Origin of the sequence: Rossellomorea sp. YZS02 (assembly GCF_033963925.1) — a bacterium.
Lineage (GTDB): Bacteria > Bacillota > Bacilli > Bacillales > Bacillaceae_B > Rossellomorea.
Window position 1 is genome coordinate 140,742 of the sequence record NZ_JAXBLY010000005.1, and the last position, 13,309, is coordinate 154,050.

A 13,309-nucleotide genomic window follows, 5' to 3' on the forward strand; every position below is an offset into this window, starting at 1 on the left:
TGGATATGATATCACTAAGGAGGTACTACATGGTTTACTTAACCTTGTTTATATGCTTTATTGCCTCGATTATACTGACACCATTGGTGAAAATGCTTGCGTTTAAAATCGGAGCTACTGATCGACCAAATCAACGAAAAGTACATCAAAAAATCATGCCTCGTCTCGGAGGATTAGCCATATTTCTAAGCTTTGTCATTGGGGTTATTATCCTACAACCTGAGAATGTTTATTCAACCGCCATTTTGGCTGGTGCTGCCATTATCGTCCTAACGGGGATGTTGGATGACATGATTGAACTTTCGGCAAAGTATAAGCTTCTAGGACAAATTGTTGCGGCTCTTCTTGTGGTTGTATGGGGCGGTGCTCAGGTAGAATTCATCAACTTACCGTTTGGCGGTCAAATCGAGTTTGGTTTTATGAGCATTCCACTTACCATCATCTGGATCGTCGGGGTAACCAATGCAATCAACTTAATTGACGGATTGGACGGATTGGCGGCTGGAGTTTCTTCCATCGCTCTTATCACCATTGCTGGAATGGCTGTTATCATGGGAGATACTTTCGTTGCTGTTATGGCTTCCATTCTTCTTGTCAGCACATTAGGGTTTTTGTTCTATAATTTTCACCCTGCCAAAATCTTTATGGGTGACACAGGTGCCTTGTTCTTAGGTTATATGATTTCAGTTCTTGCTTTACTTGGATTTAAGAACATCACAGTCGTATCACTTATCATCCCGGTTATTATCCTGGGTGTTCCAATATCAGATACGTTCTACGCAATCATTAGACGATTTGTGAACAAGCAGCCTTTATCAGCGCCAGACAAGTCCCATTTGCATCACTGTCTATTAAGAATGGGATATTCACATAAACAAACCGTTCTCATTATATATGCAATTGCAGCATTGTTTGGTCTCGCGGCTTTAATCTTCTCTCAATCCACTGTTTGGGGGTCGCTCATATTCATCGCCGTCCTTCTATTTGCCATTCAGATCTTCGTTGAAAGCATCGGGCTTATAGGAAATGATCATCAACCTTTATTGAAATTCATGAAAACTAAACGAAATAACAGTTAATAAAAATCGGGTTCATTTATTGAACCCGATTTTTTTATTGGCTTATTCTCTGTTTATCATTTCAATAATATACATTGAATTTTTGTACAAAAAAAGCCTGGATTTACTCCAGGCTATCTTCATCAGTATCTTCTTGACTTTGATCCATTGAGAAATCTTCCTTCAGATCTAAATGGCTCTTCAATGTCTCGCTCACTTCATCCAGGTTTTCTTCATCCAGGGACCAATAATACGTACCATCGATATAATCATCCGCACCTGCTAGGGATAAGGTTTCTAAGTCCAGCTTTCCGTTTAATCCATAACTCGTTAATGCTTTCATTTCATCAAATGTCATATTTGTTTCCATGTTACTTCCGATCGCTTCAATAATATCATCATATTTTGAAACAGAATTAGCAGATACAGCTTTTTTCATGATCGCTTTAATGATTTCCTGCTGTCTTTTTCCTCGTTCGATGTCATTGTCCTGCTTACGAGTACGGGCAAGGGCTAATGCCTCTTCACCATTTAGCTTTTGTTTACCAGGTTGTAGGTGAATAGCATCATGGTTATCTTCAGCATCTTTTTCAAAGATTTCATAAGGAACCTCGACATTAATCCCATTTAAAGCATCAATGACATCCATAAAAGCATAAAAGTTCATTTTTACATAATAATCAACAGGTATGTCGAGTGTTTGTTCGACTGTTTCAATCGTTGCTTTGGGTCCTCCAAAGAAATGGGCGTGATTTATTTTTGTATTATAGCCAACTTCTGGTATATACACATAAGAATCACGCGGAATACTTACTAATTTCACGTTTTTTTCTTTTTCATTTAATGTTGCAAGCATAAGTGCGTCGGACCTTGTCTTATCACCAAAGTCCCTGCTGTCACTTCCGTCGACTCCAATGAAGAGAACAGAAACATTATCAACTTCAGGATTTACAATATCGGTACGCTTATCAGATTTTTCTCGTCCATCCAAATCTTTATAAGAATTTGAAAACACCGTCTCTGCTTTTTTATATAAATAAGCACCGTATCCGGCGGCGGAAAATGCAATAAGTAACACTGGAATAATCAAAAAGAATAGGAAACGTCTCCTGCGTTTTTTCTTTTTGACAACTCTTTGATAATGTCGGTCAACAGGCATAATCATAAAACTCCTTTATGGGGTGATTTAAATCATCATTATTCAAATTGATCAGAATCAAATATGTAATTCGAATGCTTGTAGAAAAAGTGGAAGACACTCCGTAAATATAAATTTCTCTTAAATGATTTCATTATTCGACGAATTACACCAAATTATATTTTACTATGTAACCAATCAACCGTAAAATGAAATTTACATTACAAGTGAGGGACGGACCTCTGTTCCAGAGGTCCGTCCCTCGTCGAACTACTTAATATCCACCTCTAAGTACTCCACATCCCCTTCGGAGATCTCACCCTGTCCATTCGTCAGTTCCGTCATCCAATCCACAAATTGATCCTTTGAAGCTTCTTCTACATACACTTCGACCTCAACAGCATCCAAGTAATGAATATCTTTTAACTGATAGATGGACGACCTCACTTCATTCTCAACCTTTCCCAGCCACGTATAGTCTATTTTCGTCTTCATTATACGCATAAGACGTCTCTCGACTATGCCTGTGGCGTTGAGTCCTTCAGACGTAGATCGACCGTATGCCCGTATCAAACCGCCGGCACCAAGCTTGATGCCACCGAAATATCGGGTGACGACTACAACCGTATCCTTGAGATCCCTCTTTTTCAAAACCTCAAGCATAGGAACTCCCGCCGTCCCACTCGGCTCTCCGTCGTCATTGGCTTTCTGAATCAAATTATTCTCCCCGATCATATAGGCAGAACAATTATGATTGGCATCATGATGCTTCTTCTTAATGGAAGCGATGAATTCCTGTGCTTCTTCTTCCGTTTCCACACGATTCACATAAGCGATGAACCTGGACCGTTCAATTGTGATTTCATGCTCTCCGTAACCCTTGACGGTATTATAGTGATGTAGCAAACTCCATTCTCCTTTCTCCCTTGTCGCAACTTGCGACAAAAAACGCACGTTTATCCTATTTCTACTATATCTAAAAATGATGAAGAATGCACAATTTGGGAACTGCATGGGGTATATTGTCAGGTAAAAACTGGTTCTACATGAAATAATGGTAATACAATGTAATCAAACTTTAATCTCCGACAATATGTGACATGGTATAATGGACGCTGATAGTAATACTTCAGTTGTTCCAACGCTCTTTAAGGGAAGCCTAATGGTCTATATAATTGCCATTCATTCTCTATTATTCCTGGAGCGAATAATCCCTTGGTAGAAGTATTACATAGGAATATGCCTAGATGAATAAAGGATTTCAGTGACTTTCCATTGAATTGATAATAGGTACTATCTATTATAGATGAACAGTGGGTCTATGGACATGATGAAATCATTGTGTACAGAGCTTATTGGACCGATTATTACTATGCAAGGATAGTTTTCTAGGTGGACGACTATTGTGGAACAAAAGAGGGGTGTACCGTGTCACTAAAAAAAATAGACACCAAGATGTTAGATAGCATCCTGAAAAAGATGGTCGATACGGTTGACGAAAGTAAGGATGAGATCTTCCAGATTGGCGAGCAATGTCGAACTGATTATGAAGATTTGATGAAAGAATTATTAGAAGTGAAAGAAATGGTCCTGAGAGTGATCGATGAGGGAGATGACCTCCAGCAGAAATCGAAGTTTGCCCGGCTCAGACTATCTGAAGTCAGCAAGCATTTCCAAACCTATTCAGAAGACCAGGTAAGAGAAGCGTATGAGAAGGCTCATGACCTTCAGATGAAGCTATCCATGAACAGACAGCAGGAAAAGCAGCTTCGGGATCGAAGGGATGAACTGGAAAGGCGCTTACAATCACTCGGAGACACGATTGAAAAGGCCGAGAACCTTTGCTCACAAATATCCGTCGTTCTCAATTACTTAAATAGTGACTTAAGGCAGGTTGGCGCGGCATTAGAGGACGCGAAGCAGCGGCAGGATTTCGGGCTCAGAATCATCGAGGCCCAGGAGGATGAGCGGAAACGCCTGTCCCGTGAAATTCATGACGGCCCTGCACAAATGATGGCGAATGTGATGATTCGCTCGGATCTCATTGAACGAGTGTTCCGGGAAAAAAGCACAGATGATGCCATTAGGGAAATCCGCGATCTCAAACGGATGGTCCGCTCAGCATTGTATGAGGTCCGCCGCATCATTTATGACCTCAGACCGATGGCGCTCGACGACCTGGGGTTGATACCGACCCTCAAAAAATACTTGAGTACCATCGAAGAGTATAACCAGGAAACCTCGATTCAGTTTGTGAATATGGGGCACGATATCAGACTTCCTTCCAAATTCGAAGTCGCTCTATTCCGATTGGTACAAGAAAGTGTTCAGAACGCCCTTAAGCACGCAGAAGCCACACATATCCAAGTTAAAGTAGAAGTAAAGAAAGACCAAATAACAGTTGTTGTCAAAGACAACGGCAAAGGATTCGACCAAGATACAGAGAAAAAAGGATCCTTTGGCATCATGGGGATGAAAGAGCGTGTCGACCTTCTAGAAGGAGACATCACGATTGACTCAAAAGTAGGAGCTGGAACGGTCATTCTGATCCAGGTACCACTTAATAAGTAAATTTTCCAAGGTTTAGGGAGGCGAAAGACATGGCAACAAATATTGTTATCATTGACGATCATCAGCTTTTCAGAGAAGGGGTTAAACGAATCCTCGAGTTCGAACCTTCTTTCAACGTAGTAGCAGAAGGTGATGACGGTTCAGAAGCGATGAACCTGGTTGAAACACATGAACCCGACGTAGTCCTCATGGATATCAACATGCCTGAGACAAACGGCGTGGAAGCGACTCGTGAATTAATGGACAAATACCCGGAGACGAAAGTCATCATCCTATCCATTCACGACGACGAAAACTATGTTAATCATGCGCTGAAAACAGGGGCACTGGGTTATCTGTTAAAAGAGATGGACTCAGACGCTTTAGTGGATGCAGTCAAGATTGTCGCTGAAGGCGGCTCATACGTACATCCTAAAGTGACGCACAACCTGGTTGCAGAATACAAACGCCTGGCTAATGCTCAAAACTCAGGTGGATTCCAGCAATCCGAAGTTCGCCGCCCGCTTCACCTGTTAACGCGCCGCGAATGTGAAGTACTGCAAATGCTTGCTGACGGTAAGAGCAACCGCGGTATCGGTGAAGGATTATACATCAGTGAAAAAACTGTCAAAAATCATGTAAGTAATATACTTCAAAAAATGAACGTGAACGACCGTACCCAGGCAGTAGTGACTGCGATTAAGAATGGCTGGGTGGAAGTACGATAAGTATCGGTTGATAGATAGAGTATTGTTAATTTGTTGTTGAGAGAGCAGCCCTTCTTGGTGGAGGGCTGTTTTTTTGTGGGTTTGGGTTTTTTGGTTGGTAGAATCCAGGTTACTAATTGGTTTTTAGTCTTTGATTGTCTGTTTTAGTTGGAATGAGGTCCTGGATGGGACTTTGCGCCGGTTTGAAAGGGATGAGTTGAGATTGAAATCACTGTCGCGGGGATAATCATGCGAGTTTAGTTAGGAATCGTGCGAGATAGGAGATAATCGTGCGGGGTATAGATTTTTCATGCGAGATTTAAGATTATCAAGCGAGAGTTGTAATAATCGTGCCGTCGTGTCGAACTTTTACTATAAAAATATTCAAATAAAAAATCCACTCCCCAACAAGGAAGTGGACCCACCCTCAATGCTTTCTCCGCGCAAAATCAACAAACCGGAACATATCCAGTCTGTGCCGCGATTCCGTATACTCAAACATCGTCGCATCCTTCAAATGGACATAGTTCTTCACGACGACCACATGATCATAGTCTTTCAGATCAAGGTATTCCCTGTCCTCATCTGTACATTCTTCCACAACGATTTCTTTTTTTGCAAAATCGATGGGCAGTTGAAGCTCACCTTCGAGATATTCATATATGGAATTCTCGCAAATATCTTTTGTGAGCAGGGGAACCTGTTCTTTCAAAAAATAAGATTTATCAAGAATGATCCTCTCACCACCGATTTTACGGGAGCGGATGACTTTCCAGACTTCTGCTCCACGAGAAGACTCAAGCTGAGTTGCGATCGGGTCATCAGCCTGCACCAATCCAAAGTCGTGGACGAACGTCTCGATATGATCACGGCCCATGGACGTCTGCAGTTCTTTAAAGCTGACAAGGCCCGAGATGGGGAAGCTCATACGGGAGACATCGAGTACAAGGGAACCCTTTCCACGAAGCTTCTGGATGAATCCTTTTTGAGCCAGCAATGTAAGCGCTTTACGAATAGTCTCACGTGAAGTAGAGTAAATGACAGTCAGCTCGTTCTCCGATGGGAGGATGGAATTTGCTGTATAGGTACCGTTTTGTATTTTTTCAGAGAGATCTTCAAAGATTTGTTTGTATTTATTACTCTTCGTCATAGTATCACCTGCTATTATTTTACCATAATTAATAGGAAGACATGAGATTCAACTTGAGTGTTGTGAATATTTTCAATAGAATGGAGATAGCGCAAATTTTAGAAAAGGGTGAAGAGCATTGTCGAAACAGCATTGGAAGAAAATCATGTTGGGAATTGGCATGAGCACATTATTATTGGGTGCTTGTGGGGCAGACGAAGAGAAGAAGGAAGAGAAAGAAGCGGCCAAGACAGAAGAGGTCAGCCCGAAAGAAGATCCTGCTACAGATGAAGCGGCATCATTGAACCAGATGACCCAGGTTGTAGAAGACGCGAGCGCACTGGAGGAAGCGGAAGGAATCCCGGAAGAAGAAAAGACGGCGATCAACGCTGCCTTTGATCAATATATCAATGCCTTTAACGAAGAAGATTTCGATTCATACATGAGTGTCATTTCGAAGACACCGGTGAACTTTAAGTACGAGGATGAAGAGCGCTATGTGAAGCAGATCTTTGATTCTGTCGATTCGAAGCGTTCAGTGGATAATGTGAAGATCATCAACTATGCAGCCGGAAAGAAAGCGGATGTGTACGCTGAGATCAAAGCTATGACGAAGGACCCGAACAGTGATAAGGAAGTGACCCGTTCTGGTAAGCAGGTAACCGTCTTCCATAAGAAAGAGGATGGATGGAAAGTAGCGGCGATCTTCTTCTTGGCTACTGAAGGGGAAGAGGGAGCAACGGAATAAGATGAAAGGCTGCGTTGTAGCGCAGCCTTTTTTTATTTCAATCGTTGATATCGGTTAAATAGTTCATCAAGTTCCTGACTGAGTTTCACGGTCTCGGGATGTGAGAAACCATGGTATAGTGCAAAGTATTTAAGTTCCAGGCGCTTTGTTTCTATTTCTTGCAATAGGGTTTGAACTTTAGGCGTGGCATTCATGGCAGGAACTCCTTTTAGCTTTATTATCCCATAATAGTGAATAAATGTTAACTTAATTTTTCATAGGTTTACAATTTATCTCTTTTAAAAACTTTGACCGGACAAGAAGAAATAGGAAGGCAAAGCTGTAGTTGAGAATACTTGAAGCAATTAAAGCCATAAACGGCTGGTCGGGCAAGATTCCTTCTGTAAAAAAGTTAAGGGCAATGATAAATAGGGAGAACGTACCTCCGAGTATCGTAATGATGGCGAAAAGTAACAGCCCTGAGCGGAAGATCTGTTTCATCGGTAGGCTTTTCTGAATAAACGACCCATTCTCACTGCTGACTTTATTTCGTAAAAAGTGTCTAATGATAAGAGCCACTGCACAGATCCCGTAAAAGAACCCTGCCAATATGAGAATCGCAGGTAGATGCGAACGGAGATCCTCCATAGGTATCCCCCAAAATAGTAAAACGAGCATTGAGATCGTTCCCATCAAACCGACGAAAATTGAAAAAAATAGTAATGAAAATCGAATGGTTTTTACGGATATATTCACTTGATTTCTCCTTTAAAGAACGTCAATCTTATAATTATTGAGACTGCACAAGTTCCGTATATGTAGATTCCCAACATGGAAAGTGGGAGGGCGACGCTTGGGATTTCTTCTTTAGGGATGACCGATAACAAAAGAACACCCAGCATAATCGTCCCACCTATACCCATCATTATAGGATACAATAATAACGCGGTTTTTACCGCTTTTTTCATTTTGTTGTTCATAAGCATCCTTTCAAAAGGGGTTTGTCGTACACAATACCCATATTTTTACTAATGTAATCCTAAAAAAATAACGTTCGGGGCCTAAACCCCAAACGTTATTTTACCTTATTTCGTTAAACGGGACACGACAGACTCATATGGACGAAGCGCCACGTTCTCGTATACATTCGCTGTATCCTCGTAATTCGATAGGAGGATCTCGCTTGTCCAGCCATTCACGTCCACCTCAGGAGGCAACGTGAATTCCGTTTCCTTCTTATAAAAGTTATTCACCACAAGTAGTTTCTCACCGTCGCCATTTCGTACATAAGCAAAAATATCAGGGTGATCTTCCAAAATCAGCTGATAGTCACCGTTGACGATGATGTCATATTCCTTACGGAGACTGTTCAGCTTCTGATAGTGATAGAACACTGAGTTTTCGTCTTTCAGTGCTTGCTCAGCATTGATTTCCTGATAGTTTTTCGCCACAGGTATCCAAGGGGTGCCGTTCGTGAATCCAGCATTTTCTTCTCCATTCCACTGAACCGGTGTCCGTGAGTTGTCACGGGATTTATGACGCAGGATTTCAAGGATTTCTTCTTCGGATTTTCCTTGCTCTTTTAAAATATTAAAAATGTTGATGGACTCGACGTCACGGTATTCATCGATGCTTGTGAATTTCGGGTTCGTCATCCCGAATTCTTCTCCTTGATAGATATATGGGGTACCCTGCATCATATGGATTGTCGTCGCGAGCATTTTCGCAGATTCTGTGCGATACTCTCCGTCGTCGCCGTAGCGGGATACGATCCTCGGCTGATCATGGTTGCACCAGAAGAGGGCGTTCCAACCGCCGCCTTCGTACATTTCACGCTGCCAGATAGACAGGATGTCCTTCAGCTTCAGGAAGTCGAAGTCGGCGACCGACCATTTCTCCCCGTTTGGATAATCCACCTTCAGATGGTGGAAGTTGAACGTCATGCTAAGCTCGTTGCGTGACGGGTTCGAATACTTGATACAATGATCGATCGTCGTGGAAGACATTTCCCCGACGGTCATGATGTCGTATTGAGAGAACACTTCCTTGTTCATTTCCTGCATATACTCATGGACCTTGGGACCGTCTGTGTAGAACTTGCGTCCGTCTCCCGGTGCGATGGAACCATCGTCATCCGGGAAATCCTGATCTTTTGAGATGAGGTTGATGACGTCGAGACGGAAGCCGTCGACTCCTTTTTTGAGCCAGAAGTGCATCATGTCATATAGTTTCTTTCTTACTTTATCATTCTCCCAGTTAAGGTCTGCCTGAGTGACGTCAAAGAGGTGGAGGTAGTACTGCCCCGTTTCCTCATCATACTGCCACGCGTTACCGCCGAACTTAGACTGCCAGTTCGTAGGCTCTGAACCATCAGGGTTACCGTCTCTCCATATATAGAAGTCGCGGTACTCATTATCCTGGGACTTCCGTGACTCGATGAACCACTGATTCTCCGTCGACGTATGATTGATTACGATATCCATGATGATCTTGATGCCACGGGCGTGTGCCTGTTCCAGCAGTTCATCGAAATCCTCCATAGTCCCGTACTCATCGTGGATGTTAAAGTAATCACTAATATCATACCCATTATCATTTTGAGGAGACTTATAAATAGGCGTAATCCACACCACATCAACCCCAAGCTCCTTCAAATAATCCAGCTTCGCCGTAATCCCCTTAATATCCCCGACGCCATTCCCCGACGTATCATAAAAACTCTTCGGATAAATCTGATACACAACCGCTTTCTTCCACCAAGGCTGCTTCATAAACACGCACCATCCTTTACTTATATTTAGGGACGGACCTCACTTTTTCTGTTAATCCGCCGCTTTTGTTATACATAATCGTTGATTTGATAAGGTTTGTTCTTCGGAAGTCTATCAATTGAGAGGGACGGACCTTCCGCTTTTCGATTAAATCCCTTATCTAATAGGAAAGGATGCTCCAAAACCAGCAGATTTGGAGGTCCGTCCCTCTAATAAGAAAAGGGGACAAACAATCCCATCACTATGCTTTACAGGCAAGTGCTTAGAATTCATTTGTCCCCCTTAGTTTAACTTGTATATACAAGTTGTTGCAACTCTTTTTCTCTATCTATTGTTTCTATGATTTAGGCTACTTCGTTCTTGCTGAATTTCGACCAGATCATCGTCAGGACGAATGGTACGACGATGGCGATGACCATACCGATGGCAAATGGCAGCCAGTATTCTGATTTGATGGACAGGATACCAGGCAGTCCGCCGACACCGATGGAGAAGGCTTTCGTACCGGTCATGGCGAGTAACACACCGCCGATGGCAGAACCGATCAATGCTGAGATGAACGGATATTTATATCGCAGGTTCACCCCGAACATGGCAGGCTCGGTGATTCCGAGATAAGCGGAGAGGGCAGAGGTTCCTGCCAGACCGCGCAGTTTTTCGTTTTCTTTCTTCGCTACAAACATCATGGCTAGTGCTGCAGAACCTTGAGCGATATTAGATAGTGCCAGGATTGGCCATAGGAATGTTCCGCCAGCATTTGATACAAGCTGTAAATCGACTGCCAGGAACGTATGGTGCATACCGGTAATGACCATGACTGCATATAGTCCACCATATAGAAGGCCGCCGAGCCAAGAGAAGTGATCGAATACCCAGACCACCCCGTCAGTCAGCATGTTACCAATGAAGAATGTCACTGGCCCGATCAGGATGAACGCAGCAAATCCGGTAATCAGTAGCGCTACCGGGGCAACGACCAACAGCTTGATTGAATCGTGGACCCGTTTTTCCAGAAACTGTTCAATTTTCGCTAATAATAATGAAGCAAATAAGATCGGCAGAACCTGACCCTGATACCCGATCTTATCAACTTCAAGTCCAAATAAGTTCCACGTAGGAATCTTTTCGGCACTTGCATACGACCATGCGTTCAGTAAGTCCGGATGAACCAGCATAAGACCTAATACAATACCGAGTAATGGACTTCCGCCAAAACGCTTGACCGCAGACCAACCAATCAACCCAGGCAAGAAGACAAAGGCCGTGTTGGCAATCAAGTTAATGATCGAAGCGAAATCAGCCCATTGTTTATGAACATCAATGACCGATTTCTCATCATAGAAAATCCCCGGCCCGGTCAGGATATTATTCAGACCCATCAACAAACCGGCCGTTACGATCGCCGGCAGGATCGGAATGAAGATATCCGCGAGTACCTTGATCGCACGCTGCAGTGGATTCAGGTTCTGAGTCGCGGCATTTTTAACATCTTGCTTCGATGCCTGCTCGATCCCTGTTTCTTCAGCCAAAATTTGATACGCTTTATTCACAAGACCTTGTCCAATGACAACCTGGAACTGACCGTTTGAGGAGAAGGACCCCTTCACCAAGTCAATTGCCTCTAATCTCTCTTTATCAACCTTTTTCTCGTCATTCAGAACCAGCCGGAGACGAGTCACACAGTGCGTGGCCGTATGGATATTGTCCTTACCGCCAATCGCTTCAATGATTTCGAGAACGTCTTCACGTTTCACGCTCATGAAATTCCCTCCCTTGGAATGGTGAAAGATGCCGGGCGTCCAGCATGTACCCGCTTTCATTTCTATTAATGGAATTCCCCTAAATAGTATGTGAAAAACGCTTTATGTCATGCTTTTGTCAAAACGCTTTCATTTAATGGGGAGTGTTGTATATACAAGATATACTTTTATTGTATTCATGTATATACAAGTTGTCAATAAAAAAGTGTAGCCGTTTTCATTTCTATACTCAAAGATCATATAAAGATTTCTAAAATGACTTAACTGGAACCATAATGATATCGGAATTACCATACTTTAAAATTCATTGGAAACAGGACCATAAAGTACCAAGTGTTATTATACTGGGGTTTCTTCCTGATTTTTCTTCAGATAAGAATTTTAGCCTATTAAAATCTCAATCTCCTTCAGCCATAATGGACAAGCAACAAATTTCGACATTATGAATAAAGGAGACATTTTTTTGAAAAAGACTATTATTGCATTTACTACTGCTGCACTAATCTCGACAATGGCTGCTAATTCAACGGAAGCGGCATCTTACCGCGTACAATCAGGTGACTCCCTTTCGTTGATTGCTTATAAATATGATACAACCGTTTCAAACCTGAAATCCTGGAACAACCTGAGCTCTGATATGATCTATGTAAATCAAGTACTGGAAGTTTCCGCCCCAACCACGGCGAAGACGTACACCGTTCAATCAGGCGACTACCTGTCTAAGATCGGAGCAAAATTCGATGTCTATGTGTCAGAACTTAAATCATGGAATAACTTGACGAGTGATGTGATCTATCCTGGACAGACGTTAATCGTTTCTTCTGGTGGGGTGAGCACCTCGTCAACTGGATCAAGTACATATACAGTCCAGTCAGGAGATACCCTGTCCCATATCGCGGTAAAATATGATGTAAGTGTTTCGTCAATTAAATCCTGGAACAGCTTAACCTCTGATTCCATTTATGTTGGTCAAAAACTTACGATTAAAGGAACTTCAAGCGGAACCGATGCCCCGACTTCAAACGTCGTTGACATCGCCAAGAAATACGTAGGGACTCCATACGCATGGGGAGGCACAACACCATCCGGCTTTGACTGCAGCGGATTTATCTACTACGTCTTCAATCAGGCGGGACAATCGATTGCACGTACGAACACTGAAGGCTATTACAGCAAATCCTATTTCGTATCCAGCCCGAAATCAGGGGACCTTGTATTCTTCGAAAATACATATAAAGCTGGCATCAGTCACATGGGAATTTACATTGGAAACGGGGAATTCATTCATGCTTCCGATAGCGGTGTTGTCGTTTCCAAGTTGAGCAACACGTATTGGAATCCTAAGTTTGTTGGGTATAAGAGATTTTAAGATTGATTGAAGCGTCCTGCCTGGAAGGGGTGGGGCGTTTTTCTAAAAAAGTCATAATCTACACAAAACATTTCCCGTCATAAAAAAAAGACCGCCCGGG

Annotated in this window: 13 protein-coding genes; 5 read left to right on the top strand and 8 right to left on the bottom strand. The window is 42.6% G+C overall.

Features of this window, described 5'->3' with window-relative positions; genetic code table 11:
- Positions 1 to 29 precede the first annotated feature (29 nt).
- On the top strand, positions 30 to 1,079 hold the full coding sequence (locus SLH55_RS06895) for an MraY family glycosyltransferase (RefSeq protein WP_320323025.1): 1,050 nt from the start codon (positions 30 to 32) through the stop codon (positions 1,077 to 1,079).
- 103 nt (positions 1,080 to 1,182) lie between these two features.
- Here SLH55_RS06895 and SLH55_RS06900 read toward each other — a convergent pair whose 3' ends face one another.
- Positions 1,183 to 2,217: an LCP family protein gene (locus tag SLH55_RS06900; protein ID WP_320323099.1), complete on the bottom strand. Its 1,035-nt coding sequence runs from the start codon at positions 2,215 to 2,217 to the stop codon at positions 1,183 to 1,185.
- Between the two features lie 249 nt (positions 2,218 to 2,466).
- Positions 2,467 to 3,102: a YigZ family protein gene (locus SLH55_RS06905; RefSeq protein ID WP_320323026.1), complete on the bottom strand. Its 636-nt coding sequence runs from the start codon at positions 3,100 to 3,102 to the stop codon at positions 2,467 to 2,469.
- A 522-nt stretch (positions 3,103 to 3,624) separates the two neighbouring features.
- Here SLH55_RS06905 and SLH55_RS06910 point away from each other — a divergent pair.
- Both SLH55_RS06910 and SLH55_RS06915 read left to right on the top strand, forming a co-directional pair.
- Positions 3,625 to 4,767 carry a sensor histidine kinase gene (locus SLH55_RS06910; protein WP_320323027.1) on the top strand — a complete coding sequence of 381 codons (1,143 nt, stop codon included), beginning with the start codon at positions 3,625 to 3,627 and terminating at the stop codon, positions 4,765 to 4,767.
- A 29-nt stretch (positions 4,768 to 4,796) separates the two neighbouring features.
- Positions 4,797 to 5,474 (top strand): response regulator, encoded by a 678-nt coding sequence (locus SLH55_RS06915; RefSeq protein WP_219165946.1) that lies wholly within the window; start codon positions 4,797 to 4,799, stop codon positions 5,472 to 5,474.
- A gap of 406 nt (positions 5,475 to 5,880) precedes the next feature.
- Here the strand turns inward: SLH55_RS06915 and treR are convergent, their stop codons facing one another.
- Positions 5,881 to 6,603 (bottom strand): trehalose operon repressor, encoded by a 723-nt coding sequence (treR, locus tag SLH55_RS06920; protein ID WP_320323028.1) that lies wholly within the window; start codon positions 6,601 to 6,603, stop codon positions 5,881 to 5,883.
- Between the two features lie 118 nt (positions 6,604 to 6,721).
- On the opposite strand from treR, the gene SLH55_RS06925 reads away from it, so the two are divergent.
- The gene (locus SLH55_RS06925) at positions 6,722 to 7,330 is read left to right on the top strand and encodes a hypothetical protein (RefSeq protein ID WP_320323029.1); all 609 of its coding nucleotides are present in this window, start codon (positions 6,722 to 6,724) and stop codon (positions 7,328 to 7,330) included.
- A gap of 32 nt (positions 7,331 to 7,362) precedes the next feature.
- Here SLH55_RS06925 and SLH55_RS06930 read toward each other — a convergent pair whose 3' ends face one another.
- From SLH55_RS06930 to treP, 5 genes are all read right to left on the bottom strand, one after another.
- Positions 7,363 to 7,524, bottom strand: coding sequence for an aspartyl-phosphate phosphatase Spo0E family protein (locus SLH55_RS06930; RefSeq protein WP_219165943.1), 162 nt, complete (start codon positions 7,522 to 7,524; stop codon positions 7,363 to 7,365).
- A 52-nt stretch (positions 7,525 to 7,576) separates the two neighbouring features.
- Complete coding sequence (locus SLH55_RS06935) at positions 7,577 to 8,065, bottom strand: hypothetical protein (RefSeq protein ID WP_320323030.1); 489 nt, start codon at positions 8,063 to 8,065, stop codon at positions 7,577 to 7,579.
- Complete coding sequence (locus SLH55_RS06940; protein ID WP_320323031.1) at positions 8,062 to 8,211, bottom strand: hypothetical protein; 150 nt, start codon at positions 8,209 to 8,211, stop codon at positions 8,062 to 8,064. Before SLH55_RS06940 ends, SLH55_RS06935 begins: the two co-directional genes overlap by 4 nt.
- Before the next feature lie 183 nt (positions 8,212 to 8,394).
- A complete protein-coding gene (gene treC, locus SLH55_RS06945) occupies positions 8,395 to 10,080 on the bottom strand; it encodes an alpha,alpha-phosphotrehalase (protein ID WP_320323032.1) in 1,686 nt (561 codons plus the stop codon).
- 344 nt (positions 10,081 to 10,424) lie between these two features.
- The gene (gene treP / locus SLH55_RS06950) at positions 10,425 to 11,840 is read right to left on the bottom strand and encodes a PTS system trehalose-specific EIIBC component (protein ID WP_320323033.1); all 1,416 of its coding nucleotides are present in this window, start codon (positions 11,838 to 11,840) and stop codon (positions 10,425 to 10,427) included.
- A gap of 463 nt (positions 11,841 to 12,303) precedes the next feature.
- Here treP and SLH55_RS06955 point away from each other — a divergent pair, with 463 nt between their 5' ends.
- Entirely contained in the window at positions 12,304 to 13,209 is a 906-nt protein-coding gene (locus SLH55_RS06955) for a LysM peptidoglycan-binding domain-containing protein (RefSeq protein WP_320323034.1), read from the top strand.
- The last annotated feature ends 100 nt before the right edge of the window (positions 13,210 to 13,309 follow it).

What these genes read in the sequence shown, in the direction of transcription:
- SLH55_RS06895 (WP_320323025.1), top strand. Translation starts at nt 30, where the DNA reads ATGGTTTACTTAACCTTGTTTATATGCTTTATTGCCTCGATTATACTG.
- SLH55_RS06900 (WP_320323099.1), bottom strand. Translation starts at nt 2,217, where the DNA reads ATGCCTGTTGACCGACATTATCAAAGAGTTGTCAAAAAGAAAAAACGC.
- SLH55_RS06915 (WP_219165946.1), top strand. Translation starts at nt 4,797, where the DNA reads ATGGCAACAAATATTGTTATCATTGACGATCATCAGCTTTTCAGAGAA.
- treR (WP_320323028.1), bottom strand. Translation starts at nt 6,603, where the DNA reads ATGACGAAGAGTAATAAATACAAACAAATCTTTGAAGATCTCTCTGAA.
- SLH55_RS06930 (WP_219165943.1), bottom strand. Translation starts at nt 7,524, where the DNA reads ATGAATGCCACGCCTAAAGTTCAAACCCTATTGCAAGAAATAGAAACA.
- SLH55_RS06940 (WP_320323031.1), bottom strand. Translation starts at nt 8,211, where the DNA reads ATGCTGGGTGTTCTTTTGTTATCGGTCATCCCTAAAGAAGAAATCCCA.
- treC (WP_320323032.1), bottom strand. Translation starts at nt 10,080, where the DNA reads ATGAAGCAGCCTTGGTGGAAGAAAGCGGTTGTGTATCAGATTTATCCG.
- treP (WP_320323033.1), bottom strand. Translation starts at nt 11,840, where the DNA reads ATGAGCGTGAAACGTGAAGACGTTCTCGAAATCATTGAAGCGATTGGC.